Origin of the sequence: Azotobacter beijerinckii, assembly GCF_900110885.1 — a bacterium.
GTDB classification, from domain to species: Bacteria; Pseudomonadota; Gammaproteobacteria; order Pseudomonadales; family Pseudomonadaceae; genus Azotobacter; species Azotobacter beijerinckii.
Genome location: NZ_FOFJ01000041.1, coordinates 1 through 25,523, shown reverse-complemented (window position 1 = coordinate 25,523; position 25,523 = coordinate 1). Strand labels below are relative to the sequence as shown.

The 25,523-nt window shown below is 62.9% G+C and carries 17 protein-coding genes; 9 read left to right on the top strand and 8 right to left on the bottom strand.

Features of this window, described 5'->3' with window-relative positions; all coding sequences use genetic code 11:
* The first annotated feature begins 145 nt into the window (after positions 1-145).
* Entirely contained in the window at positions 146-604 is a 459-nt protein-coding gene (locus BMY22_RS16800; protein WP_244158895.1) for an LEA/WHy family protein, read from the top strand.
* A gap of 266 nt (positions 605-870) precedes the next feature.
* Positions 871-2,436 carry an alkyl hydroperoxide reductase subunit F gene (ahpF, locus tag BMY22_RS16795; protein ID WP_090623986.1) on the top strand — a complete coding sequence of 522 codons (1,566 nt, stop codon included), beginning with the start codon at positions 871-873 and terminating at the stop codon, positions 2,434-2,436.
* A gap of 193 nt (positions 2,437-2,629) precedes the next feature.
* Here the strand turns inward: ahpF and BMY22_RS16790 are convergent, their stop codons facing one another.
* From BMY22_RS16790 to BMY22_RS16765, 6 genes are all read right to left on the bottom strand, one after another.
* The gene (locus tag BMY22_RS16790; RefSeq protein WP_090623984.1) at positions 2,630-4,600 is read right to left on the bottom strand and encodes a CHAT domain-containing protein; all 1,971 of its coding nucleotides are present in this window, start codon (positions 4,598-4,600) and stop codon (positions 2,630-2,632) included.
* Positions 4,601-4,602: 2 nt separating this feature from the next.
* Entirely contained in the window at positions 4,603-6,099 is a 1,497-nt protein-coding gene (locus BMY22_RS16785; protein WP_090623982.1) for a metallophosphoesterase, read from the bottom strand.
* 142 nt (positions 6,100-6,241) lie between these two features.
* A complete protein-coding gene (locus BMY22_RS16780) occupies positions 6,242-7,966 on the bottom strand; it encodes a GMC oxidoreductase (protein WP_090623980.1) in 1,725 nt (574 codons plus the stop codon).
* Between the two features lies 1 nt (position 7,967).
* Positions 7,968-9,578 (bottom strand): patatin-like phospholipase family protein, encoded by a 1,611-nt coding sequence (locus BMY22_RS16775; protein ID WP_208599317.1) that lies wholly within the window; start codon positions 9,576-9,578, stop codon positions 7,968-7,970.
* Positions 9,579-9,581: 3 nt separating this feature from the next.
* On the bottom strand, positions 9,582-10,472 hold the full coding sequence (locus tag BMY22_RS16770; RefSeq protein ID WP_167363754.1) for an acetoacetate decarboxylase family protein: 891 nt from the start codon (positions 10,470-10,472) through the stop codon (positions 9,582-9,584).
* Positions 10,473-10,519: 47 nt separating this feature from the next.
* Positions 10,520-11,575, bottom strand: a complete 1,056-nt coding sequence (locus BMY22_RS16765; RefSeq protein WP_090623979.1) for an alpha/beta hydrolase family protein — start codon at positions 11,573-11,575, stop codon at positions 10,520-10,522.
* Positions 11,576-12,646: 1,071 nt separating this feature from the next.
* Between BMY22_RS16765 and ppnN the strand changes: the two genes are divergently transcribed.
* From ppnN to BMY22_RS16730, 6 genes are all read left to right on the top strand, one after another.
* Positions 12,647-14,020 carry a nucleotide 5'-monophosphate nucleosidase PpnN gene (gene ppnN, locus BMY22_RS16755; RefSeq protein WP_090623975.1) on the top strand — a complete coding sequence of 458 codons (1,374 nt, stop codon included), beginning with the start codon at positions 12,647-12,649 and terminating at the stop codon, positions 14,018-14,020.
* Positions 14,021-14,158: 138 nt separating this feature from the next.
* Entirely contained in the window at positions 14,159-16,168 is a 2,010-nt protein-coding gene (locus tag BMY22_RS16750) for a hypothetical protein (protein WP_244158894.1), read from the top strand.
* Between the two features lie 377 nt (positions 16,169-16,545).
* The gene (locus BMY22_RS16745; protein WP_090623971.1) at positions 16,546-17,655 is read left to right on the top strand and encodes an SMP-30/gluconolactonase/LRE family protein; all 1,110 of its coding nucleotides are present in this window, start codon (positions 16,546-16,548) and stop codon (positions 17,653-17,655) included.
* A gap of 797 nt (positions 17,656-18,452) precedes the next feature.
* Positions 18,453-20,921 (top strand): glucan 1,4-alpha-glucosidase, encoded by a 2,469-nt coding sequence (locus tag BMY22_RS16740; protein WP_090623970.1) that lies wholly within the window; start codon positions 18,453-18,455, stop codon positions 20,919-20,921.
* Between the two features lie 76 nt (positions 20,922-20,997).
* Positions 20,998-21,525, top strand: coding sequence for a sugar dehydrogenase complex small subunit (locus tag BMY22_RS16735; protein ID WP_090623968.1), 528 nt, complete (start codon positions 20,998-21,000; stop codon positions 21,523-21,525).
* 2 nt (positions 21,526-21,527) lie between these two features.
* The gene (locus BMY22_RS16730; RefSeq protein ID WP_090623967.1) at positions 21,528-23,105 is read left to right on the top strand and encodes a GMC family oxidoreductase; all 1,578 of its coding nucleotides are present in this window, start codon (positions 21,528-21,530) and stop codon (positions 23,103-23,105) included.
* A 12-nt stretch (positions 23,106-23,117) separates the two neighbouring features.
* Here the strand turns inward: BMY22_RS16730 and BMY22_RS16725 are convergent, their stop codons facing one another.
* A complete protein-coding gene (locus BMY22_RS16725; RefSeq protein WP_090623966.1) occupies positions 23,118-23,441 on the bottom strand; it encodes a hypothetical protein in 324 nt (107 codons plus the stop codon).
* Between the two features lie 45 nt (positions 23,442-23,486).
* A complete protein-coding gene (locus BMY22_RS16720) occupies positions 23,487-24,254 on the bottom strand; it encodes an aspartyl/asparaginyl beta-hydroxylase domain-containing protein (protein WP_090623965.1) in 768 nt (255 codons plus the stop codon).
* A 233-nt stretch (positions 24,255-24,487) separates the two neighbouring features.
* On the opposite strand from BMY22_RS16720, the gene BMY22_RS16715 reads away from it, so the two are divergent.
* Complete coding sequence (locus BMY22_RS16715; protein WP_090623963.1) at positions 24,488-25,309, top strand: metallophosphoesterase family protein; 822 nt, start codon at positions 24,488-24,490, stop codon at positions 25,307-25,309.
* Positions 25,310-25,523 lie beyond the last annotated feature (214 nt).

Sequence of the window (25,523 nt, the reverse complement as noted above, 5' to 3'; positions counted from 1 at the left end):
AACTGATCCAGCAGCAATCAAATGATAATAATTATTATTTATCTTTACGAGAAAGTAAGGGATTGCTACTCTCATACGCAGTAAGGGAGCGAACCTATCTATGTATTTACGGGCACCGACATCAAGGACTTTCGGCCTCTGGCTCATGGCTTTCCTTGCCGGCACTGCAGCCTCCACAAGCTGGGCAGATGAAGTATTCCAGCCTCCTGTCGTAGAGTTGACCCAAGTCGACCTCAGCAAGGCCGATCTGCTGAAACAAGATCTTGTTCTGCATTTCCGGATCAGCAACCCTAACGAGAGCAAGCTATCGGTCTACGGTTTAGCCTACAAGGTGCGTCTGGGCGATATCGAGCTGGTGAGCGACGGTGAATCGAGACAATCGTTTACCGTTTCGGCCCGCAGCCACCAAGAACTCGAGGTGCCAGTCACGACCAACCTCTGGCGGCGCCTGAAGCCCCTCGTCAAGCTGTTGAAGAAAGCCGAAGACTCCATCCCCTATCGAGTGAGCGGGGAGATCAAGACCGGACGCCTGTTCGGACGCAAAGTGCCGTTTTTCCATAGCGGGGAGCTAACCAATGGCGAGATGCTCGCTAGCAATCCTTGAGTGACTCGAATCGGACGTGCGCCGGCTGCGAACGGCAAGCGGCACTCATGTGGGCCTGTACCCATGCGCAGTACCGAACCCAGCTGCCGTTTGGGGCGGAAGGTCCATGACACGATGGCCCTGGCCGCTCGTCCGACCTATCGCCGTCGATCATAGATAGAAAAACGAAATCACCCCGACAAGTTCAATCGATTAGAAAAATTCTCCCTCCCATCGTAAGGTTGCACCCATCAAAGTTCTTCACCCCCATCGAGGAGTCGAAACCCATGTTGGACGCCAACCTTAAGACCCAGCTGCAGGCCTACCTGGAGCGCGTCACCCTGCCCTTCGAGATCGTCGCTACCCTCGACGGGAGCGACAAATCCCAAGAGATGCTCGGTCTGCTGCAGGACATCCAGGGGCTGTGCGACAAGATCACCCTGCGCACCGATGGTCAGGATGCGCGCGTCCCGTCCTTCTCCCTCGAGCGCCCAGGTGCGGACATCTCCCTGCGCTTCGCCGGCATCCCCATGGGCCACGAGTTCACCTCGCTGGTGCTGGCCCTGCTGCAGGTCGGCGGCTATCCGTCCAAGGCCAGCGAGGAAGCCATCGCCCAGATCAAGGCCCTCGACGGCGAATACCGCTTCGAGACCTACTTCTCGCTGTCCTGCCAGAACTGTCCGGACATCGTCCAGGCACTGAACCTGATGGCGGTGCTCAATCCCCGGATCAGCCACGTCGCCATCGACGGCGCGTTGTTCCAGGACGAGGTCGAGAAGCGCCAGATCATGGCCGTGCCGACCATCTACCTGAACGGCGAGCCGTTCGGCCAGGGCCGCATGGAGCTCGAGCAGATCCTCGCCAAGCTCGACACCGGCGCCAGCGCCCGCGAGGCGGAGAAGCTCAATGCCAGGGAGGCCTTCGACGTGCTGGTGATCGGCGGCGGCCCGGCCGGCTCCTCGGCGGCCATCTACGCGGCGCGCAAGGGCATCCGCACCGGCGTGGTGGCCGAGCGCTTCGGCGGCCAAGTGCTGGACACCATGGACATCGAGAACTTCATTTCCGTGCCGGAGACCGAAGGCCCGAAACTCGCCCGCGCCCTGGAAGAGCACGTCCGCCAGTACGAGGTCGACATCATGAACCTGCAGCGCGCGGTCAAGCTGGTGCCGGCCGCCGCCAAGGGCGGTCTGCACGAGGTGCAGTTCGAGTCCGGCGCCTCGCTCAAGGCCAAGGCCGTGATCCTCGCCACCGGCGCCCGCTACCGGGCGCTGGGCGTGCCCGGCGAGCAGGAATACCGCACCAGGGGCGTGGCCTACTGCCCGCACTGCGACGGCCCGCTGTTCAAGGGCAAGCGCGTGGCGGTGATCGGCGGTGGCAACTCCGGCGTCGAGGCGGCCATCGACCTGGCCGGAATCGTCGCCCACGTCACTCTGCTGACCCACGGCGAGAAGCTGCGTGCCGACGCGGTGCTGCAGCGCAAGCTGCACAGCCTGCCGAATGTCACCGTGCTGCTCAACGCGCCGATCGCCGAAGTGGTCGGCGACGGCCAGAAGGTCAACGGCCTGGTCTACAAGGACCGCGCCAGCGGCGAGGCGCACCGCGTCGAGCTGGAAGGCGTGTTCGTGCAGATCGGCCTGCTGCCGAACAGCGAGTGGCTGAAGGGCAGCGTCGAGCTCACTGAGCGCGGCGAGATCATCACCGATGCCCACGGCACCACCACAGTTCCCGGCGTGTTCGCCGCCGGCGACGTCACCACGGTGCCCTACAAGCAGATCGTCATCGCCGTGGGCGAAGGCGCCAAGGCTTCGCTGGGCGCCTTCGACCACCTGATCCGCACCTCGGCACCGGCCTGACGGTCGGCCCCTCGAGGGCCCGGAAAACGAAAAACCGCCGGCCGCAAGGCAGGCGGTTTTTCATGGGCGGTGGCTTTGCAGATCCGGGCGGGATGGCTGCCTCGCTTATGGACCCTGCACGTTACTGTCCGTCGGCAAAGGCCCGGGAGCCGCTCGCACGTGCGTCACGTCCATTTCGAACGCGCGTCTGCCCTTATTGGGACAGGTGCTCCAGCGCGGCGCTGGCCAGGTCATTCCACAGCGGGCTGGGCCAGTCCTGCAGGTAACGCCGGAACTGGCGACGTGCCGAAACCAGCGGCTGGGCATTGGTCACGCTCCGTTCCCTCAAGGCCTTGCAGTTCAAGATCAGTTGGCCCTTCAGCGCCTCACCGGAAGCAGCTCCGGCATAAACGGTCCCCAGCAGATCCAGCTCGGCCTGCGTGCTATACGCATAAGCCTGTTCGCGTCCCGACAAGTTGCATATGCGCCAGTCGACCACCTGACGAACCGCCTGCCAGATCACACCGTAGTCGGCCGCCAGTTGCCTGGCTTCCTGCTCGATCCTGTCCGTCGGGCGGCCCTCTTCATCTTCCCGCAGCGCCAGGATGGCCCGTATCGCCAGACACTGGGTGATGACCCAGTGGTTGCAGGGATCGAGCTTCCAGGCCTGAAAATAAAAATCCCGGCAGGCTTCATACGCCCGCTGCTCTGCCGACTCGTCTATCTGGTTGAAGGCGATGCCCAGGCGCTTTTCGCAGGCGCCACTGATGCCGAAACGGTAGGCCATTTCCGTATTGCCCGGCGTCACGCATCCCGATTCGGCCCGCCAGCTTTCCAGGTCCGCACGGATCGCCGCCGAGAGCGGTGTCAGCTCCTGCTTCTGCCTCTCCGTCAGGCTCGGACGCTCGATGCCGGACTCGTTGTTCGCTCCGACCAACTCGTCGATCCGGTCGAACTTGACCTCGATCCGCCGCCGCGTCTGCTGGTCGCGGAACTGACCGACCTGCTGCTCGAAATCCCTGGATACGGTCGAATAGGCCACGATGCTGGCCCAGTCATGGGTTTCCGGAACATCCGTGCGCAGACGCTGGCGCAGTTCATACAGCACCCAGCGAGGATCCGCTCCCTTCAGGAGTCCGGAATACAGCTCCCTGACGGCAACGGCCGAAGCCTTCATCCACAGCGGAAACTGGGAAGCGATGACCCAGGGAATGCCCGCGGCATGCAGCTCGTGGGCGATGCTGCCCCCGGGGGTCAGGGGGGAGTCGATGTTGCCGGAATCGCAGGTCGCCAGGCTGACCAGCGTCGGGCGATGGCTGTGACCCAGCGGATCGCTGGCAATCAAGGCGATGGCCAGCCGCTCGCCGTCCACGACGTCGACAGCCGTACCGCCCTCGGCGCACAGGGCCAGGCCATAGCGCTCCTCCCCGCAATGCCGGAAGGATTTGCCGTGGGCCAGGATGTGCACATGGGTGAACTCACCCGAGGCGCAGAGCGTCCGGATTTGCTCCAGGGAAGCATTGGGCAGCACCGTCAGATGCTTTTTGACTTCCTCGATGCGGGCCTTGGGGTCTTCCTCGACCCTGACCCAGGGATCGATGGCTTCCCGCAAGGCTTGCAAATGGCTCTCGGCCGGCACATACAACCCATCCGGAGCCGCAAAGGCAAAGAGTATGCGAGGCTCGCGGTTCCATTCGATCGGCAGGGGACGGCCACGGCGGAATTCACGCGTAACGCAAATCGGCATGCGCGTCTGCAGGAACAGGGGGGACCCCGCTCCGGGAAAACCCTCCGCCGCGATCGCGGTTTCGAAAGGCACCATGCCCAGTTCGAAGGCGGACATCACCAGCCGCAGATGAACGAGCCGACCGTTGGTGGAACTGGCACTGCCCAGCTCGGACAACAGGCCGGGTACCAGCCCCAGCACCTTGCCGATCACCTCGCCCAGGTCACGCAGTTCCGACTGGCGCTGGTCTTCGGAAGTCTGCGTCCTGTCCATCTGATAACGCAGGCGTTGCAACCGGCTCAGCAACTGGCGCTGCTCGAAGGGCATGTTCAGCGTTACCGGCCCATCGGAACCGCACAGCGCAATGTAGGAGGTCAGAGGGGAAAGCAGCTGGTTATGGGCCGGCCCGCTCCGTAACAGCTCCAGTTTGACACTGGAAATGGCGGAAGCTTCGCGCATGTTCAGGGCCTCGCGAATCGCTGGATTTCTTCGGGAGTCCCCGTACCGTCACCCAGTACATGGTAGAGGCGACCTACGACCTGCCCCCCTTCCTGGCGGATGGACACGGCGCTGGTCTGGTTCATGACTAAGGAAGCGTCTCCGAATGTCGCCCTGTCGATGGTTTCCATCCGTCCGTCCATCAATACGTCATAGACGGGTTTGAAGGAGGCCTGATCCTTGAGCACGGCCTGGCTGAAGCGCAACAGACGAATCCAGGTGCCACAGTTGAAGTAGTAACGGCCTCCTCCCATGTCGATCGCCCGCTCCAGATGGGTGTGCCCCGTCACGATAAAACTGACGGACTGTCCGACATTGGCCGTAACCGCCTTGAAGGTGTCGTCCCGATCCTGCAGATCGAAGCTCTTGTCGTCGGCCAGCCAGTCCTTCAAGGCCCGGCGCAGGGCCTCATCCTTGGTGATATTGCGCATCCAGCCGGTCAGGCGGTCCAGGATCAATTGCCCGGTTCCCAGCTGGCCATCCTGCTCCGCCAACTGGGACAGAGGTTTGCCAAGATTTTTTTCGGCCTGAAGCAGCAGGCTATCCACATCGGCAGTCGTCTGCACCGAGGAGGCCGCTCCCAGGTTCGGCCCCAGCCAGGGCTCCTGGACCGGCGTGGCGGCACCGAGCGGATCCGGGGACCTGGAGACTGGATCATCGGCGGAAAGGCGCTGGTTCATGTCCTTTTCGCTGAGCACCTTTTCTCCGAAGATGGATAGCAGATCGCCAACCTTCTTCGCCTGGGCAGGATCGAGCACCACCAGCGTCCCGACGGCCGCCTGGGTTTCCGGCTTTAGCAGATCGATCCATTTGTAGCGTTCCTTGACCGCGTTCATGACCTCCTTGACCATCCGCGTTCCGGCATTAGGCCGCCACTCGGCCAGATCGAAACCGAGGCCGGCGTTCAGGCGCCGCCCAACCCTGGCCAGACTCTCGTAATGGTTGTAGTTCCAGGCATCCACCTCGTTGCCGTGGGTGCAGTAGACCCTGGCGCCACCGACCGTACAGCTGTAGCCGGCGCCCACGGTGGAGAACTCGATCCGCCCCCGCTTCAGCGGATCGTCTCCCGCCAGCCGGTTGAGGATCAGTCGCTGCACGCCGGTGAACGACATCTCGATGTCATGGTTGCCGATGACGAAAACCAGTGTCCGTCCTTCCAGCGCCACAAAACGCGCCAGCGCATCCCAGATGCCGCTGAAGGAAGGATCGCCCATGATGCGGCCGACGACCTCCACGGCCCGCTCGATGGCGATGTATCCGGTGGAACGCTCAGCCAGGGTGTCGAACACATCGCCATTGAATACCAGCGCCACCCGGCCCTCGGGACACTGCTGACCCACCCAGCCGATATAGCCGGCGAGTCGCCCGGTTTCCCGGAGAATCTGGAAATCGGGGGTGTCGCCCCCCATGTGAATGTCCGAAATCACATGGATTTCATCGAATTCGGGAAAATGTTCCATAAGAATCCAGTCCTGATGCGGCCAACGGTTGGCCCGCAGACGTTGCTCGATTGCCCCAAGCCTGGTCAAAGTGCCGGCAGACGGGGGTCTGCCGGCCAAGTACATGTCTTCCCTGACCAGATACCTTGAAAAGCCGCTTCAGTCAGAGATCCGCCGTGGGGCGGATCCCGGTGATGCCCTCGGCCACCCGCTCGGAAAGCGCACTGATGGTCGCCACCGGATTTGCCCCCACTGCGGTGGGCAGCAAGGCGCCGTCGGCCACATAGAGCCCCTGATAACCGAACACCTGGCCAAAGGTTTCCGGCGCCGCACTGGTCACGCCCCGCTGCGGGCTGTCGGCCAGACGGCAGCCGCCCAGCGCATGCACGGTCACGTTACGCTTCATGGGCCATAGCCAGTTCGGCAGAGGCACGAAGACCTTGGCGCCAGTCCAGTCCCGGAAGCGCTTGCCCATGCGTTCGATGGCGTCGTAGAGGCCCCTGTTGTCCCGGTAGGGCCACTTCACGTGGATGAAGCCTTCCTTGCAAAGACTCATCACACCGTTGCCTTTGTCGATCCCCATGCACAACAGCACGATGCTGGTGTAGGAAAGGCTCCCCTTGAGCAATTCATTGAAGGCATAGCCGATATGCCCGCTACCGAGGCCCTGCAGGAAACGAGAAGCCATCAGCCGCACGGTGCGCACGAAGGCATGGAAGTGCGAAAGTCCGGGCCGGATGCCCTCGGTATACCAGGCGGCGAAGTTCGGATAACTGGCATCCTCGAGGATGAAGGCATGCTTGCGGTCGAAATCCTTGAGCAGGTTGTAATCCGTACCCTGGGTGATGACCGGGCCATAGTTCGGATTGGCCGGTTTCTTTCCATCGATCACGAAGGAGAGAAAATCCCCGTTGGCGGAAAAGTGCTGCCCCAGTTGCTGGCTGATACCGGGCAGCGTCTTGTGAAGATCCCGGCAGCGCATCAACAGTTCGGTGGAGCCGAGCGTACCGGCGGACACCACCACTCGACGGCTTAGTGCGCTGCACTCGACATGGCCGTTCTTGAGATCGAGCCAGTAGACCCGGTAACCATGCTCCCCGGTTGCCGACGGATCTTCCTCGCCCCGCTCGTTCAGGGGAGCGATTTTCTGCCCGAGCGCTTCGGTTTCTATGCGGGCCGCATAGCGATGCTCGGCCACATGCAGGTAGTTGAGATCCAGGGAGTTCTTGGAGTGTGTATTGCAGCCCAGATCGCATTCCGCACAGTACACGCAGGAAGTCTGCACCGCGCCGTAGCGGTTCTTCTCCTGAAGGCCGATGGCGGTCGGATTCTCGAAGTCGTTGCCGAAGAAAACATTGATGTCCAGCAGCTTCGACTCGCGCCCCTCGGATTGGGCAAACTCCCGAAACAGCTCGGTGCGAATGACCTTGCGCCGCGGATCGCTGCTCTGCGGTACCGGCCTCGCCCCCAATACCTCCTTGCTGACGGCATAGTACGGCTGCAAGGCTTCTTTCCTGGCTGCTGCCGGCCAGTTGTCGTCGAATATCTCCTCGGGAGGCTCCAGGAACACGTTGGCGTAAATCAGCGAACCGCCCCCCAGTCCGGCGCTGACGACCGCATCGATGTGGTCGAAGTTTCTGATGTCGAACAGCCCGTGAGCCTCTTGAGCTGCAATGGTTTTTGGCCGCTTCCTCTGCTCGGGAAGCAGGTTCCAGAAGCTGTTCGCTATATCGTAGGGAGAACGCGGAAACGAGCCCATCGGATAACGCCTGCCACGCTCCAGCAGCAGGACCGCTCCCGGCCAGCGCTTGGCCAGGCGGCAGGTATTGATCGAGCCGCCGAAACCGCTGCCGATCACGACAGCTTCGTAGTCATACTTGATGCTCATCTTATTCTTGAGATCCCTTAATGGAATTTCCAGGGAGTCCGTTCACAGGCTCTTTTGATTTTTGGGTATGTCTTACGTAGGTATCCCAGAGCGACCGGGCAAAGAAGGTGAAAAAGCTGCACAGGGTTTTCAGGCGTGCCGACAGGCCATTCGCCTCTGTGATACGGACGGTCGATAGCAGCCTCATCAGATCCGTCACGCCAAGGCTCAGTGTCCCGGCACCAACGACCGGACCGCTCGCGTCCGTGCCCTCATGGAGACGGGTGTAAAGGGTGGTGGTTTCCGGCCACAGCCTGAAGATCGGGCCGTTGCGCACTTCCTTGCGACCGGCCAGATAGTAATCCTTGCCTTCGTGCTGGAAGCCCAGTTCATAAACCATGAAGGTCATGCCGGGATCATCGGTAGGCTTGAACAGATTGAATACGCCTGTGGTTGCCCGCATGCCCATTCCCAGCGGAGCAAAGTCGATGCTTCCCGTCAGCTGTCCCCTGTGCTCGGGGTCCCTGACGAAGGCGCTCATGTCATCGATGCGAACCTCCGCATGCATGACCAGCCGCTGGTTCTGCCGTTTGCCTCTGGCCTGCCCTTCCGCCGCCTCGCCAACACCCAGGGCAAAGCCGCCTGCCATGGTTTCCTTGAACTGCAAGCCGGGATTCTGTGCTGTCATTTTCAACGTCTCAGGTTCGAGTGGAACGCCTTCGGGGGTCATGCTGGCGAAATAGTCGCGCGCATCGGCCCGTCCCCTTTCGATCAGCTCGTCATGGGTGATGGCGCCGGTATAAAGAGCCAAGTCCAGAGGCAGGGGGTGCCTGGGTTTGATCAGATGAAGCCGAATGGGCTGCCGGTGGCCATAAGGCTGCTCTCCACGAGCAATGCGCTCGTTTATCTCGCGGATGTGCTGCATTTCTTTAATAAGCGCGCTGTTGGCGCTCATCTCCAGCATTTGCACATAGGCGTTCAGCGGGCCGCTGCGGTAGTGCGGAACATTGCCCATCACCCAGATGAGCCAGAGCTCGCTGGCTCCCCGCCGCACCGCCTCCATCAGGTTGGCGTCTTGGATGAACCCCGAGTCCAGGTAATGAACACCGTCGACCTCGACGGGCGGCAAGGTTGCCGGTAGCGACATGCTGGCGACCAGAAAGTCCTCCGTCATCTCCCGATGAGGGAGGACCCGGTTCGTCTTGGTCGAGAAATCACAGAGATTGAAGGTTCCCTGGATGCCCTCCACAGCTCTGATTCTTTCGAAGTCGATTCCAAGATGCGGATAAATCTTCTTGCGAAAGGACTTGGAAGCGCTGGCGGCCACGAATCTCGAAGGCAGGAGATAATTGGCCAGCGGCATCGGGGAGAAGGTGTCCCGCATGCGCAAAGTCCGCCAGCGCCGGCAGATCTCCTCGATGCCCAGCCCCGAGAACAGCATGGCCAGATTGAGTGCTCCCCCCGAGGTGGCGTCCATGTGCTGGAAGGTGAGTCCGCGCGCAAAGATTTCCGACAAGGCACCGGCCGCATAGGAAAGGCGCAATCCGCCTCCGGGCAGGATCAGGGCTCTTCGGGGTCCATCGGGGCTCGACGCGGCGGCCCCCTGCGGCAGCGAATTGGCAGGCATGGACATGGGTTAGTGCCTGCCCTCTGCATGCGGGGGAATCGGCGCGGCAGGCGGAGACAGCCACTCTTCGCTCAGGCTCAGACCGACAACCGACTCCATCCCCTCCGGAGCCTTCTCCGGCAGTTGATCGAAATCCAGAAACCAGCTTTCGACATGATCATCCAGGGTCCCGGTGATCGAGGGCAAAAATACGGTAGCAATGGCATCGCCGATTTCCAGCTCTTTCATGGCCTGCAGACGCGGGTGATCGCCGATTACAAAGCGGGCCTTGGCATTGCGGAACAGGCGAACACCACAGCGGGCATCGAGAAAGATGTCCGACTTCATCAACATGCCGCGGAACGAGCAGTAGTTGGCAGCCTTCGTCCGCACGGGAATGCAGGTCTTTTTCGGAGGCTCGATCTCGACATAGGCGACCAGTTTCCCATCCAGGTCATACTGACTGCTGATACGCTCTTCCGAGATATTGAAGTTCAGATGCCCCTGATGCTTCGGCATGCCCCATATGCCTTTCCCCCCCTTCACGGAAATTTCGGAGGAGACCGGAAGGTCCACCACATACTGCCCGGCCTTGAAAAAATCCATGAACAGCGCCGGCAGCAACCTGGGAGCAGGCTTCCTGCCATGGGTACAGGCAATGGCGATGCTGTACTCGACATACTTGCCGATAGGGGTTTCCCTGTAATCGATGACCGTCACGATCAGCAGGGCTTTCCTCCACAGGCGCAACGGATGTATGCCCTTGGGCAAAAACGCCCTGGCCTTCTCCGCATCGATTGGAAATATGGCCATCAAGGCCGGGGAGTTGGTGGCCGCCACAGGCAACTTGAACGGAACGCCATCAACCAGCGAAAAGCGGCCAGCGTAGTCTTTTATACGCTCCGGAATTTTGTTGAACAACGAGTCTCTCCTTAGTCCTTGATCGTGAAGTACGGGAGCCAGTGCCGTCACTGTCTTTCGAGTTCATGGATCATCAAAGGGAATATGTCGCGAGCCGCGTTTTTCCCCATGAATACATCCAGATGGCCGTAATCGGGCAACAAATGTAATGTGTGATAATCCGGGCGCCATTTTGAAAAGTATTCATGACTCTTGACTTGGCTTTCCGGCAGGAAACAAAGATTCTTTTCACCGGCGAAAAAGGCAAACCGGGCCTCGGTCCTGGGCTCGAAGGATGCGAAATCCTCGGGAAGTTCCGGAAATCCCTCGACAGATACCAGATTGCCCCGACTGGTGCAGCGAACTATCTGCTCGAAGAAACGCAGCGGTACGGCGCCGAACTCGGATTTAATCCACTGGTGGGTCTCGTCATTGAGATTTTCATGCCGCCAGAGTGCCGGAAATCCGCTTCCATAGGTGAAACTGACCTGCTTGCATACCGGATTGTCGCACTCGTGATGGGTCATATTCACCATCAGGGTGATCAGCTTGGCTGCCAGCGTAGGCGCCTCCATTCCCCAGTGAGGATTGAGGTATTCGGTCATCAGTTTGACCAGCGGCAACATCCGGTTCAATTTGAAGGATGACCACCTGGGCACCACCGGATGCAGCGAGACGGCGTTGCTGACGATGACTGAAACCTGAGGCAGCAGCCCGGCAATAGCCGACATGGTGAAACTGGTCGATCCCTGGCAGTGAATGACGGCTTTTACCGTTTCGGCCCCGGTTTCGGCGATGATCGTGCGCACTGCCGCTGGATGATCGAACAAGGCGGCCTGGTCAAGGGTCCAGAGGTTGGCTTCGAAATCGATGCTGGCACGCCAGTTTTCCAGCCAGACATCGTATCCACTGGCTATCAGTGCATCCACGATGTCCGTCTCCACGGGTGCCTGATATATCGAAGCCCGGACACCAGCCCCATGTACCAGGATCACGGGACCTTTGTCGGGCATCTTTTCGGAATATCTTATATTGACGAGGTTCAGCGAACGGCCATCGCCTGCGACAAAGGGAACAACGCGCCTTGTATAAACACCACCCTCGACAAAGGCAGTTGAAGACATGATGCTGGCATCCTTGAAAAGTTTGACCCTTGTTTATAGTTATACACTTCTTTCAAAAAGCGACTGCAAGACGCCCCCTCCAGGCACAACCCCAATCGCTCCGGCAAGGCCCGCTCCCTGAAACAGCCCCGACTTTTGCTCTTGCTCTGCACATCAAGTATCAATCCGACTTGCGTACAAGAGCCAAGTTGGCGCGAAATAGAGAGCCCGACATCTTTCACTCGGTTCTCGAGTCAGAGTTCCGCCACCTATTTGCCGAAGGGATCTGCCGTGGAGAAGGTGCCAATACGGAGAATGTGATCGCTACCGGCCAAAAGTTTTGCCGGATCCAGGTTGCAGCCGCCCATCTCCTGAGTCCTGTCCCACTTCATAGGGTCGTGCGCAATCGGGAATAGAACGGAACCACCCTGGGGATGCGGCTTTTCGTCCATGAGGAGTAAGACAATCGCCGCGTACTCCCCGAAGGCCGGCGAGTTATCGCATGACTGGGGCCATGCGCTCCGGACGCTCGATGCTGCAGCGTTTGTACCAGGCGCGAGTACCGTCATCCCTTGCTCCTCCCCGATTGATCCATTTATCACACCCTACAGGAAGGCAAAACGGTATCAAAATTCCCACACTAATTAAAAGGATTAAATAGTCGCCGCAGGAGTGATCGTCTTCGTGCGGATACCATGCCCAGCCATCCGGATGCGGCGATGTCGTCAGGGTGGCCGGCAAGGTTTCCGGAGGGTGTCGGGCGAGGCAGAGCGCGCCAAGCGCAAGAGTTCGGGCAGGTGCAGCCTTCGCCCCTCACGGCAATTGTGACAATCGGCGCCACCTGGGTCGGCAGGCGTATCCCGGCCGCACCGCCGGCCAGGGCAGCCGCCCGCTGCCCCCTTTTCGCGCCGTTTCACCCAAGGGCGGCGTAAGATCGGCACAGATACACCGGCTACCGGCAATCTCACCGCAGCGTTTGCCGTTTCACCCCGCCGCTGGAGAAAATGCCCACTGCGCGCGACCGCGTTCGACGCTCACCATCCCGATGCGACCGGCCTTGCGGCCGCCGGCATCGTTCACAGGGGACCGAAAATGAACTCAAGACATAGAATCAACGCTTCGGTAAGCCCCAAGGGCAGCCTGGAAACGCTGTCCCAGCGCGAAGTCCAGCAACTGAGCGAAGTCGGGGCGGGCAGCCTCTACACGTTGTTCCGCCAGTGCGCCCTGGCGATCCTCAACACCGGCGCCCGCACCGACAACGCCAAGACCATCCTCGAGTCCTACCAGGACTTCGAGGTGCGCCTCCATCAGCAGGACCGCGGCGTCCGCCTGGAGCTGCTCAACGCGCCGGCGGACGCCTTCGTCGACGGCGAGATGATCGCCAGCACCCGCGAGATGCTGTTCAGCGCCCTGCGCGACATCGTCTACACCCAGAGCGAGCTGGACAGCCTGCGCATCGACCTGAGCACCTCCCAGGGCATCACCGACTACCTCTTCCACCTGCTGCGCAACGCCCGCACCCTGCGCCCCGGCGTGGAGCCGAAGATGGTGGTGTGCTGGGGCGGCCACTCGATCAGCGTCGAGGAGTACAAGTACACCAAGAAGGTCGGTCACGAGCTGGGCCTGCGCAAACTGGACATCTGCACTGGCTGCGGGCCGGGCGTGATGAAGGGACCGATGAAGGGCGCCACCATCGCCCATTCCAAGCAGCGGCTCGTCGGCGGCCGCTACCTGGGCCTGAGCGAACCGGGGATCATCGCCGCCGAGACGCCCAACCCGATCGTCAACGAACTGGTGATCCTCCCGGACATCGAGAAGCGCCTGGAGGCCTTCGTGCGCGTCGGCCACGGCATCGTCATCTTCCCCGGCGGCGCCGGCACCGCCGAGGAGTTCCTCTACCTGCTCGGCATCCTGATGCACCCGGACAACAAGGAGCTGCCGTTTCCGGTGATCCTCACTGGCCCGAGGAGCGCGGCGCCCTACCTGGAGCAACTGCACGCGTTCGTCGGCGCCACGCTGGGAGTGGCAGCACAGAGCCACTACCGGATCATCATCGACGATCCCGTCGAAGTGGCCAGGCAGATGACCCACGGGCTGAAGGAAGTCAGGCAGTTCCGCCGGGAGCGCCACGACGCCTTCCATTTCAACTGGCTGCTGCGGATCGAGGAAAGCTTCCAGCGCCCGTTCGACCCGACCCACGCCAACATGGCCAGCCTGCAGCTGAGCCGCGACCTGCCGCCTCATCAGCTGGCGGCCAACCTGCGCCGCGCCTTCTCCGGCATCGTCGCCGGCAACGTCAAGGACAAGGGCATCCGCCTGATCGAGCAGTACGGCCCCTACGAGATCCATGGCGAATCGGCGGTGATGCGACCGCTGGACGAGCTGCTGCAGGCCTTCGTCGACCAGCACCGGATGAAGCTGCCGGGCGGCACGCCCTATGTGCCCTGTTATCGGCTGGTGACCTGAAGACCGGAACCCGGCCTGTCTCGTCGCCGTCTCCAGACGTCGAGCGCAGGCCGAAAGGCCGGGGCCGTCGTGGTATAGTCCGCGGCTTTTTCCGCACCACCACGTCGGCCCTCCGACCCAACGCATAGGTATCCCCGCTTGGAGCACAAACCTCCCGTCGAGCGTTTGTGGGGCATCGCTCGCACCCACAGTTTTGCCGCTTTCGAATCCTGCCTGCACGAAGCCTGTCCCGATGGCTCGCTCAAGGCGTTGGCCAGCACCCTGCGCTATCTGGCCAGCGCCAGCCAGCACGCGCTTGCACAGGAATTGCTGAGCGAATCCCTCGAAAACCATGTCGCCTCGCCGCAAATCCTCTGGCGTCTGGAGATGGTCCTGCTGCTCGGACAACCCGGGACAGGCAAGGACAGGGGTGGCGTTCAGGATCTCGCCACGCTTGAAAACACCGTGAAGGAACTGGTTCTGGCCGACCGGCTGGACGACGCGATCGAGCGTGTCAGCGAGGCCGCCAAAGCCAGCGCAGCCCCGGAGCTGTACGAGCTGCTGGGCCGCCTGTACCTGCGCCGCAGCGCCAGCCAAAGAACCGCCAAGCCGGCGCTCAACGCCGTGCAGCCCGAGGCAGCCACACCCGCAGCGCAGCCACTGCAAGCGGCCGTTGCGCCGACAGGCACAGCGCGTGCCGAGGCGCAAGCGGACACCCCGCCCAGGCCACAGGAGGCGGCCGTTCGTATGGAGCCCCGTCCTCTGCCTGAAAAAGCCGGACAAGCGGCAGAAGCCCCGCGTGCGGCGGCAGCGGCCGAGGTACCGGCCGCGAAGGTCGAGACGGCCCGCCCGGCTGCCCCCTCGGCCGTATCCGCCAGCGCCGGCCTGGCGGCCGCCCGCTCCGCGGACCTGCGGCCAAGCGCAGCGCCCATGCCGTCGGCAGATACCGCCGAAAAGGCCCAGGGCGAGGCCTCGGCGCCACCGAACTGGGTGGCCGAAGAGCTGCTCAAGGCGTGTGCCAGAGCGCAGGAAACCATGCAGAAGCGTGCCGAGGCTAAGGCCGATGCCGCGCCCGTCGCAAAGCCGGCAATAATTGCCGTCGCCTCCCCCGCTCCCGCGGCCAGGCCCGAACCGGCGCCTGTCGAGATACCGGGTCCGGACGAATCCAAGGAGCAGGTGTTCGCCCGCTTGCGTGAAGCCTTCACCAAGCTCAACAAGACCGAACGCAAGCTGCTGGCCTGGGTCATGGCCAACCCCAACCAGAATGCCGCCCAGATCGCCAAGAACACTCAACTGAGCAGCGCGGACGTCGTCACCGCGCTCAAGGGCCTGACCGGGCTCTGGTTCGATCCCTTCACCTTCGCCGGCTACACCGTGCGGGACTATGTAATGGAATGCATGTCCATGGGCAAACAGGCACCGACCGGAGCCAGCCCGTCCAGCCGTGCGACAGGGCAAACCTCCATCCGGGGCGCCGAAGCGCCGCGGACGCCCAGCCCGGCACCGAGGGCGGCGGCCACCGCGGCCTCGGCGAAACCGGCCAGACCCGCCGCCACTTCGCCCGCGCTGTCCGGCCTGAGCGGGCTGGACAGGCAGGTACTGGAATACATCCGCAACCATCCGGGCTGCTCGCCGGACGAGGTGATGGATGCGATGGGGCCGGACGAGCCGGCCTCGGTGTCGCTGGTCACGCTGCGCCGGGAGTGGCTGGACCGTGACGCACAGGGCTGCTACACCATCAAGCCGGGAATGCTCGACCGGATATCGACCGGCGATCAGCCGGAGGCCCCTGGCCAGGCAGCCGAGACGGAATACGACGAGATCGCGGAGACGCCCCGTCCGAGCAGGCCGCGCATGATGGAGAGGGCGTCGGCCTCACCGCTCGCCGGCAGCCCCAGCGCACCCACACCGCCCCAGAAAGAGGAAGTCCGGTTGGCCAAACTGCCCAAGGGGCAGCGTCAGATCCTGCAGTTCCTGTATGACAACGGCCAGGCACGCACCAAGGATATCGCGCGCGCCCTCGACCAGGACGCGGCCAAGGTCAACAGCGCCCTCCTCGGCCCGCTCGCCGGCTTCGTGTCAGTGATGCACAGCTTCTGGCGGCTGAACGACGAGATCCGGCCGGCACTGGCCCCAACCGACGAACTCCCCGAAGCGGCCGAAGCCTGACTCAGGCGCGACACCGGAAACCGCCAGCCGCGAGGCCGGCGGTTTTTTTATGGACGCCGGATGGCCGGAGCGGTGGGAGCGGTCTTGGCCACGACGCCGGCGAAGGCGGCAGCGAACGGGGTGATGGTGGCCTCGTGAAAAGCTTGCAAGTCATACGATGTCAGACCTAAAGTAGCCGCTCACGCAAAGTCCCTGCAAAGGCAAAAACGAATCCGGAGAGACGTGTCGGCGTGAACTTGCGCCGAGCGGCCACGTTCGGGCCGCTCGGGCGTGCAACCGGGAAATGTCCCGGGCAATTCATGCCTCCCCCCGAATTCGGCGAGCTCGTGCACTTGCGCTTCTATCGACAAAAAAAACAAGCAAATGGAGCCAGTTCAATGTCATACAATCGAAATCCCGGCACGCCAGAACTTTCTCAGGAAAACGCTCGCCGACGCTTCCTGAAAAACTCGCTGCTGCTATCTGCCGCGGGCGTATCCATGGGTAGCCTGGGTTTTGCCAATCTCGCCAGAGCTGAACCGCTGAACCTCAAATATCCGGACCCGCTGGTTCAGGCCCTCGACGAAAGTTTCCTGAAATACCGCATATTCAATGCCAGTGTCGAACGACTGGCCACCGGCATGCGCTGGGCGGAAGGCCCGACCTGGATCGGCGATGGCCGTTATGTTCTGCTCAGCGATGTTCCCAGCAACAGGATCATGCGCTGGGACGAGATAACCGACACCTTCAGCGTATACCGCGAACAGTCCAACTTTGCGAATGGCCTGTGCCGCGATCGCCAGGGCCGCCTGCTTGCCTGCGAAGGATCGACGACGGCGACCGAGGGCCGCCGCATCACACGCACGGAACACAGCGGAAAAATCACGGTTCTTGCCGACAACTTCGAAGGCAAGCGCTTCAACTCGCCGAACGATATCGTGGTGAAGAGCGATGACTCGATCTGGTTTACCGATCCCCCTTTCCAGGCGGACAGCAACTACGAAGGCCACCGGGTTCAAACCGAACTGCCGCACGGCGTTTATCGCGTCGACGCGGGAACGGGACAGGTAACCCGTGTCCTCGATACTATCGCCGGACCGAACGGCCTGTGTTTTTCGCCTGACGAAAAGTTGCTTTATATTGTCGAGGGCCGCTCCAAGCCCAATCGAGTGGTATGGGCCTATACCGTGAACGACGATGGCACTCTTGGCGAACGGCGCAAGCATATCGAGGCACAGGCCTATGGCGCCCTTGATGGAATAAAGTGCGACGAGGACGGCAATCTCTGGTGCGGCTGGGGTAGTTCCGGCGCCCTCGACGCCAAACCGGAAGAACTCGACGGCGTCATGGTCTTCAACCCCGCCGGCAAGCCAATAGGGCACATCAGACTGCCGGAGCGCTGCGCCAATCTCTGCTTTGGCGGGACTGCCGGCAATCGCCTGTTCATGGCCAGTTGCCATTCGCTTTATGCGATTTACGTGAATACGCGCGGAGCCACGCTCGTCTGAGCGGAGAGAAGCTTCCGAAGTATTCCCGAAAGCTGTGGAACACACTCTTTCGACCATGTCGTACGATAACTACCCGAATCCGGGCAAGCTGCGATTGCGGGTAGTTGTCTCCAGGACCGAGCGCATCGCTGCGGGATGCAATCGCAACACCGCAGCCATTCGCCTACCGCCCCGTCGACCCCTGGATGCCGGATCGCACCTCAAGCAATGGTCGAATAACGAACCATTTTATATCCACGACTCGATTTCCTGGTTGACAGGCAGGAATGAATTCAACCTTGCCAAGCAAAAATCCACTGTATAGGATAGCGCTATCCCTGTGATCCAAGCCGTCCGTGCCGACCTCTAGCGACTCTTCCCGGTTCGCCTGGCGTGTACTTGCAGCCCCAGAGACAACAAACAAAAACAACAAAATAGCGGCGACAGGCTTCGCTTTGCGGTGGGTTTCCGACTCATCAGGATAGCGCTGTCCATATGCCGAGGTGTCCCATGGCTCTCCCCCTCAATACGCTCGCGCCTCCGGGCATCGCCATCTGCGGCCGACCCAGCGCCCGCCGAGCACGCTCTGCGCGCAGCGTCGACGCCATTGCCCAGCATACAGCCGCCATTTCGCGCCGCTCCGGCAAGTCCAGAGGCGTGCAGTGCCGATCCACCAACCGCCATTCACCGTGCCCGGAAAGCCGGGCAAAAGCCTCGAACTAGAGTGCGGCGTGCGGGGCAGCCCGTTCCGCCCATGCCCCTTGCAAGGCCGCGCTTCGCCTCACCAAGCCATTACACAAGAAAAAGAAGAGGGTTATATGCAGCCAGTAAGGTTCCGCAAGACACTGCTGAGCGCCATGATCGGCACTCTGGTCGTCTGCCAGAGCGCGGGCGCCGACTCGCCGAAAGTGGCTCCGGGCGCCCCGGGCGCCGCGCCGTTCTGGTCCTATTCGGGCAAGACCGGCATCGGTACTTCCTACGAACAGTACAAGGACGGTCAATACTCGCCGGAAGCGACCACTGGCGAAGTCTCGAAAGTCTGGTTTTCCCTGGCCAAGGGCATCATCACCGAAACCATGTTCGGACTGATTCACGAAGCCCAGCTCAGGGAGCTGCAACTGGTCGTCCAGGGCCCGGATTTCGTGGATCTGGAAGCCCAGGACACCGACAGCGAAGTGCATTACCTGTCGGTCGACGGCGAGGGCCGCCCCAACTCGCTCGCCTACAAGATCGTCAACCGCGACAAGCAGGGGCTGTACGAGATCGAGAAACACGTCTTCACCGATCCCGACGCGAACGCCCTGATGGTCCGGGTGATCTTCCGCAGCAAGGACCCGCGCATCCAGGCCTATGTGCACGTCGATCCGGCCGTCGGCAACGACGGCAGCGGCGACAGCGCCTTCGTCGACGGACAGGCCTTATACGCCCAACAAGGCGAGACGACCCTGGTGGTCAAGGCCAGCCGGCCCCTGGAGCAGCTCACCGTCGGCTTCGCCGGGGTTTCCGACGGCCTGACCGACCTCAAGGACGGCACGCTCGACAACCTGTACGACAGCACAGGATCGCAGCCCGGTAACGTCGCCATGCTGGCACGCCTGCCCCAGACAGGCACCGAGACCACCCTCGATCTGGTCGTCGGCTTCGGCCACGACCGCCAGCAGGCCGACCGGGCGGCGGACGCGACGCTGGCCCGCGGTTACGCCAAGGTGCTGGCCCACTACAACGGCGAAGGCGAGGCGATCGGCTGGCAGGACTACCTAGCCTCCCTCTCCGGCCTGCCGGCGATGTATGCGCAAAGCACCGACAACGGCAAGCTGCTCAACGTCAGCGCCCTGGTGCTCAAGGCGCAGGAAGACAAGAGCCACGCCGGGGCGCTGATCGCCTCCCTGTCCAACCCCTGGGGCGAGACGGTATCAGCCGCGAAGGGCACCACCGGCTACAAGGCAGTCTGGCCGCGCGACTTCTACCAGTGCGCAATGGCGCTGCTGGCGCTCGGCGACCGGCAAACGCCGAAGGTCGCCTTCGAATACCTGAAGAAGGTCCAGGTCACCGAGGCCACCTCACGCATGCAGGGCGATACCTCGGCCTACATCCACGAACAGAAGCAGGACGGCAAGGCCAAGGACGACAGCCCCGGCACGACCGGCTGGTTCCTGCAGAAAACCCATGTCGACGGCGAGATCGAATGGGTCGGGGTCCAGCTCGACCAGACCGCCATGCCCATCATGCTGGGCTATAAATTGTGGAAGGCCGGGGTACTGGACGACGCCCAGATCAATCGCTGGTACCAGAGCATGCTCAAGCCGGCGGCGGAATTCCTGGCCAAGGGCGGTCAGGTCAAGGTCGGCTGGAACGACTGGAAGGTCGTCCCGCCGCAGACCCAGCAGGAGCGCTGGGAGGAGCAATGGGGCTACTCGCCCTCGACCACCGCGGCGGTCATCGCCGGCCTGGTGGCGGCCTCCGAACTCGCCGGCCATGCCGGCGACGGCGAGGCGGCGAAGACCTTCCTGGGCGCCGCGAAAGGCTACTCCGCCAAGCTGGAGACGAGCATGGTCACCCAGAACGGCGTCTTGGGCGACGGGCGCTATTACCTGCGCATCACCCAGAACGACAATCCCGACGACGGCGCGCCCCTGCTCGACAACAACAGCCGCTCCGGACTGCCGGAGAACCAGATCCTCGACGCCGGCTTCCTCGAGCTGGTGCGTTACGGCGTCCGTCCCGCCAGCGACCCCCATATCGTCGGCAGTCTCGACGAGCTCGACAGCCAGGAGCTGCCCGAGAACCTGAAGGTCAAATACACCTTCACCTTTCCCGGCGTCGCCGGCGAATTCCCCGGCTGGCGCCGCTACGGCAACGACGGCTACGGCGAGAGCGAAGTCTCCGCCATCAACTTCCCGGCCACCGAGGCGCCGGCGCCGAACTCCGGGCTGCGCGGTCGCGTCTGGCCGATCTTCACCGGCGAGCGCGGCCATTACGAGCTGGCCCGCAGCAAGGCCCAGCTGCCGGCGGGGGTCAAGGCGTTGAGCGCCGAGCAGCTCGCACAACTGAAGAACACCTACGTCAAGGCCCTGGAGCTGTTCGCCAACGACGGCCTGATGCTGCCGGAACAGGTCTGGGACGGCGTGGGCAACAACCGCCGGCATGGCTACGTGAAGGGTGAAGGCACGGACACCGCCACCCCTCTGGCCTGGAGCCACGCCGAATACATCAAGCTGGTCCGCTCGCTGACCGACCAGGCGGTCTGGGACCACTACCCCGTCGTCTCGGAAAAGCTCTCGCAGTGACCTGAGCGAGCAACGGGCGCCAGGCCGCGCATGCACCAGCGCCTGGCGCCATCCACCCACAACAAGAGAGGTTTCCATGTCCAACCATGCCTCCGTAATCCCCGGCCCATCGCCCGTGCCTGCGTTCACCCTTTCCCGTCGCCGTCTGCTCGGCGCCGCCTGTGTCGGCGCCGCCGCCGGCGTCCTGCTGCTGAACCCGGTCGGCTCCGCCTGGGCGGCTGCCCCCAAGGCCGAGACCGAACTGGCGACCTTCATGACCCTGTCCCAGCGCCTCACCGGGCGCAACGACCTCGACGGAAAACTCGGCCAGAGCCTCTACGAAGCCCTGACCAAGCGCGATGCCGCCTTCGCCAAGGACCTCGGCGAACTGCAGGGCAAGCTCGGCAAGACCCCGCAGGGCCTGAGCGGACACCCGCAGGAAGTGGCCCGGCAGATCCTCGCGGCCTGGTATCTCGGCCTGGTCGGCAGCGACCACACCGCGACGGTCGTCACCTACCAGGACGCCCTGATGTTCAAGGCGGTGGACGGTGCCCTGAAGCCCCGTGCCTTCTGCTTCGGCAGCCCGGGTTCCTGGGCCGAGAAACCTGTCGTCGGGAGGGCTTGAGCATGGCCACTGTTCAACAGGCCGATTTCGTCATCGTCGGCTCCGGCATCGCCGGCGCCCTGATCGCCCACCAGTTGGCCCTGGCCGGCAAGGACGTGCTGATCCTCGAGGCAGGCCCGCGTCTGGCACGCCACGAGATCGCCGAACGCTTCCGCCAGCAGGTGGACAAGTCCGACAATCAGGCGCCCTACCCCTCGCCCGCCCACGCCCCGCACCCGGAACTCAACCCGAGCAACCACTACCTGATCCAGAAGGGCGAACACCCCTACGACGTGCAGTACATCCGCGCCGTCGGCGGCACCACCTGGCACTGGGCGGCCTCGACCTGGCGCTTTTTGCCCAACGACTTCAAGCTCAAGAGCCTCTACGGCGTCGGCCTCGACTGGCCGATCGAGTACGCCGACCTGGAGCCCTGGTACGGCCGCGCCGAGGTCGAACTGGGCGTCTGGGGGCCGACCGACGAGGACCTCGGCTCGCCGCGCTCGGCGCCCTACCCGATGGCGCCGCTGCCGCTGTCGTGGAACGAAGAGCGGGTCAAGACCGTGCTCAACGCCAACGGCTACCGCGTGGTCACCGAGCCGGTGGCGCGCAACAGCACGGTCTACGACCAGCGCCCGCCCTGCTGCGGCAACAACAACTGCATGCCGATCTGCCCGATCGGCGCCATGTACAACGGCATCGTCCACGTCGACAAGGCCGAGAAGGCCGGTGCCCGGCTGATCGAGAACGCCGTGGTGTTCAAGCTCGAGAAGGGCCGGGACGGGCGCATCGCCGCCGCCCACTACAAGGACCCGCAGGGCAACGAGCACCGCGTCGAGGGCAGGACCTTCGTGCTCGCCGCCAACGGCGTCGAGACGCCCAAGCTGATGCTGATGTCCGACGTCGGCAACAGCTCGGACCTGGTCGGCCGCCACCTCATGGACCACCCCGGCACCGGCGTGCGCTTCTACGCCAACGAGGAACTCTGGCCCGGCCGCGGCCCGCAGGAGATGACCTCGCTGATCGACTTCCGCGACGGCGCCTTCCGCCGCGAATACGCCTCGAAGAAGATCCATCTGTCGAACATGTCGCGCGTCGACCAGGTCGCCGCCGAGCTGATCCAGAAGGGCCCGCTGCTCGCCGGCCCTGAACTGGAGCAGCAGATCCGCGACCGTGCCGCGCGCTTCGTGCGCTTCGACAGCTTCCACGAGATCCTCCCCAACCCGAAGAACCGCATCGTACCCAGCGCCACCGAGCGGGTGGCCGGCATTCCCAAGCCGGAGTTCACCTACGCGATGGACGACTACGTGCGCAAGAGCGCCGTGCACACCCGCGAGGTCTATGCCCACGCGGCGAAACTGCTGGGCGGCACCGAGGTGGTCTTCGAGGACACCTTCGCCAACAACAACCACATCGGCGGCACCGCCCTGATGGGCAACGACCCGAAAACCTCGGTGGTGGACAAGGACTGCCGCACCCACGATCACGCCAACCTCTACATCGCCGGCGGCGCGGTGATGCCCACGGTGGGCTCGGTGAACACCACCCTGACCATCGCCGCCCTCGCCCTGCGCCTGGCCGACCGCCTGAAACAGGTCTGAGGCCCTGCCCTTTCAAGGTCTTTTGCTTTTCGAGGCCTCGAGTGTACGGGCCGTAGAGAGATGAGCGCAGGCCGTGGCGCCATCGACCCACTCCCGGGTCTTCTTCACCTTGGGGCCACGCTTGCTGGTGGCCACCTGGCCGGGCTTGATGTGCCGTGCCAACTCCAGCAGGCGCTGCGCCAGTGTGCTGGCCGAACCGTCGGCCCACGTGGGCCAGTGCTCCACCGGCAGTGCGACGAGCATCCCCTCGTAACGGCTTCTGACCTGGACCGCCAACTGGTAGGGAGACGCCTCCCAGTCCTCGGGAAGCTGTTCGCGATGGATCTGTTCGACCAAAGACCTTGAAAGGGCTGGGTTTAGCAGCCCCCGGGGAGGCGTCGGTCAACCGTCCAGCAGCTTGTGCGCCCGGCTCCAGGCGGCCAGATTGTTGCGCGCCTCCTGTACGAACGGGCTGCGGCGCACCGCGCCAAGAAACAGATCGCCCAGCAGACGACCCGGCAGGCGCAGGGGGCGCTTGAACTGGATCAGCAACACCGCACGGGTCTGGTTCGTGTCGTTCCAGACCTCATGCGGATAGGTGTCGTCGAAGACCGTGCACTGGCCTGCTTCCCAGTAGAGAGTCTCGTCACCGACCTGAATCCGACAGTCCTCCTTGGCTTCCGGCACGACCAGCGCCAGATGGCAGGTAATGATTCGCTTGGTCACCCCGGTATGCCGCGGAATGTGGGCGCCCGGACCCAGTATCGAAAAGAAGGCGCTGTTGAGGCCGGGCACCACCGACAGCGCCTGAGCCGTTTGCGGGCACAGACGACAGCCCTCCTCGATCCGGTAGCCGTAGCCCCAGAGGAAGAACGAGTGCCAATTGTGGTCCTTGGCGATGCGCCGGTGATCCGGGGAAATGTCGCGCAGGGCGGGGATCGGCGTGTTCCGCAGCATCAACTGGTCGAACTCGGCGCGAATCGCCGGCCAATGGGCCTCCAGCTCCGCCGTCCACGGGAACTGCTGCTTGTCGAAGGCCTCCGGGTCCCCCACCAGGGAGTTCCTGGCCAGGAAGCGATTGAACCACGGCCGCAGTTTCTTGCCGGCTCTGTACAAGAGGCTGCGCTTGACCTTGTTCGTCTTTACCCCCGCTAAAGCCACATCGTTCACTCCAGAATCCTCCATTCCTGCCAGAGACATTTGGGCAACGGCATTACTCCTCTGGCAACGCCCGGCCCCCCATCACAGGTGGGCATCCTCTCATGATGTGATTTATTTGTGAATATTGTAGTTTTTTTGTGAAAATCCTTGTTAGGCTTTGGCTCGCCGGGTATTGCCGAACATATCGAACAAGCATATGGGGCCCAGCTCGATCTCATCCGTACGCAGGCACTTTCGGCACAATGACGAGCATTTTGCACATTTCCGATACCCATTTCGGCACCGAACGGCCAGCGATCGTGGAGGCCATGGAAGCGCACGTGCGCGAACGGGGCGCCGACCTGCTGGTGCTGTCGGGGGACATCACTCAGCGCGCACGGCACCACCAGTTCGCCGCCGCGCAGGCCTTCGTTCGGCGCCTGAAGAGTTACGGCATCCCGGAAACCCTGGTGATTCCCGGCAACCACGACCTGCCGCCGCCGCGCAACCCGCTGTTGCGCTTCCTGTGTCCCTACGGCAACTACCGCCGGTACTTCGGCCAGGAGCTGGAGCCGGTCTTCGAGAACGACGAGCTACTGCTCATCGGCCTGAATACCACCCACCCCATGCGCCGCAAGAAAGGCCGGGTGACAGCCGGCCAGGTGCGTGCGGTCTGCGCGCGACTGCGCCACTGCGATCCGGCCAAATTACGCATCGTGGTGGCCCATCAGCCCTTCGGCCCGATGGTGCCCTCGCACTTGCGCAAAATACAGCTCGGCGCTCAGGCGGCGCTGATGCGCTGGGCCGAAGCGGGCCTGGACATCGTGATGGGCGGGCACATCCACCGGCCCTACGTCCTGCCGCTGAGCGACCACTATCCCGAGCTGGCACGGGAGATCTGGACGGTGCAGGCGGGCACTGCGCTCTCCTGCCGGGTGCGCGGCGGCCTGCCGAACTCGTTCAATCGGCTGTACCTGGGCAGTGCGCAGGACAAACAGGCGCGGGTCGAGCGCTGGGAGTACCACGCCCCGAGCGGCCGGTTCGTGCTCGGAGCGCATTTCGCTCTGCACTGGCCCGTCCGCTGATCTCGGCCCTCGCCCGAGCATTCCACAGCCGCCTTCAGGCGGCCCCGCTACTTGCCCCGTTGAAGGACTAACAGAATAAGGCTATGTCTGAGTTAGCTGTTGCAGCAGGCTAAGCTGATCATGACGTCTCCGCATGCGGGAGGTGGATCATGAAAGCGAGTCAGTTCACGCGATGGATCGCTCAGCTCTCCAGCCTCAGCCCAGAACAGCGTGA

Coding starts and splice junctions, on each gene's coding strand:
- BMY22_RS16800 (WP_244158895.1), top strand. CDS start 146: ATGGCTTTCCTTGCCGGCACTGCAGCCTCCACAAGCTGGGCAGATGAA.
- ahpF (WP_090623986.1), top strand. CDS start 871: ATGTTGGACGCCAACCTTAAGACCCAGCTGCAGGCCTACCTGGAGCGC.
- BMY22_RS16790 (WP_090623984.1), bottom strand. CDS start 4,600: ATGCGCGAAGCTTCCGCCATTTCCAGTGTCAAACTGGAGCTGTTACGG.
- BMY22_RS16785 (WP_090623982.1), bottom strand. CDS start 6,099: ATGGAACATTTTCCCGAATTCGATGAAATCCATGTGATTTCGGACATT.
- BMY22_RS16780 (WP_090623980.1), bottom strand. CDS start 7,966: ATGAGCATCAAGTATGACTACGAAGCTGTCGTGATCGGCAGCGGTTTC.
- BMY22_RS16775 (WP_208599317.1), bottom strand. CDS start 9,578: ATGTCCATGCCTGCCAATTCGCTGCCGCAGGGGGCCGCCGCGTCGAGC.
- BMY22_RS16765 (WP_090623979.1), bottom strand. CDS start 11,575: ATGTCTTCAACTGCCTTTGTCGAGGGTGGTGTTTATACAAGGCGCGTT.
- ppnN (WP_090623975.1), top strand. CDS start 12,647: ATGAACTCAAGACATAGAATCAACGCTTCGGTAAGCCCCAAGGGCAGC.
- BMY22_RS16745 (WP_090623971.1), top strand. CDS start 16,546: ATGTCATACAATCGAAATCCCGGCACGCCAGAACTTTCTCAGGAAAAC.
- BMY22_RS16740 (WP_090623970.1), top strand. CDS start 18,453: ATGCAGCCAGTAAGGTTCCGCAAGACACTGCTGAGCGCCATGATCGGC.
- BMY22_RS16735 (WP_090623968.1), top strand. CDS start 20,998: ATGTCCAACCATGCCTCCGTAATCCCCGGCCCATCGCCCGTGCCTGCG.
- BMY22_RS16730 (WP_090623967.1), top strand. CDS start 21,528: ATGGCCACTGTTCAACAGGCCGATTTCGTCATCGTCGGCTCCGGCATC.
- BMY22_RS16715 (WP_090623963.1), top strand. CDS start 24,488: ATGACGAGCATTTTGCACATTTCCGATACCCATTTCGGCACCGAACGG.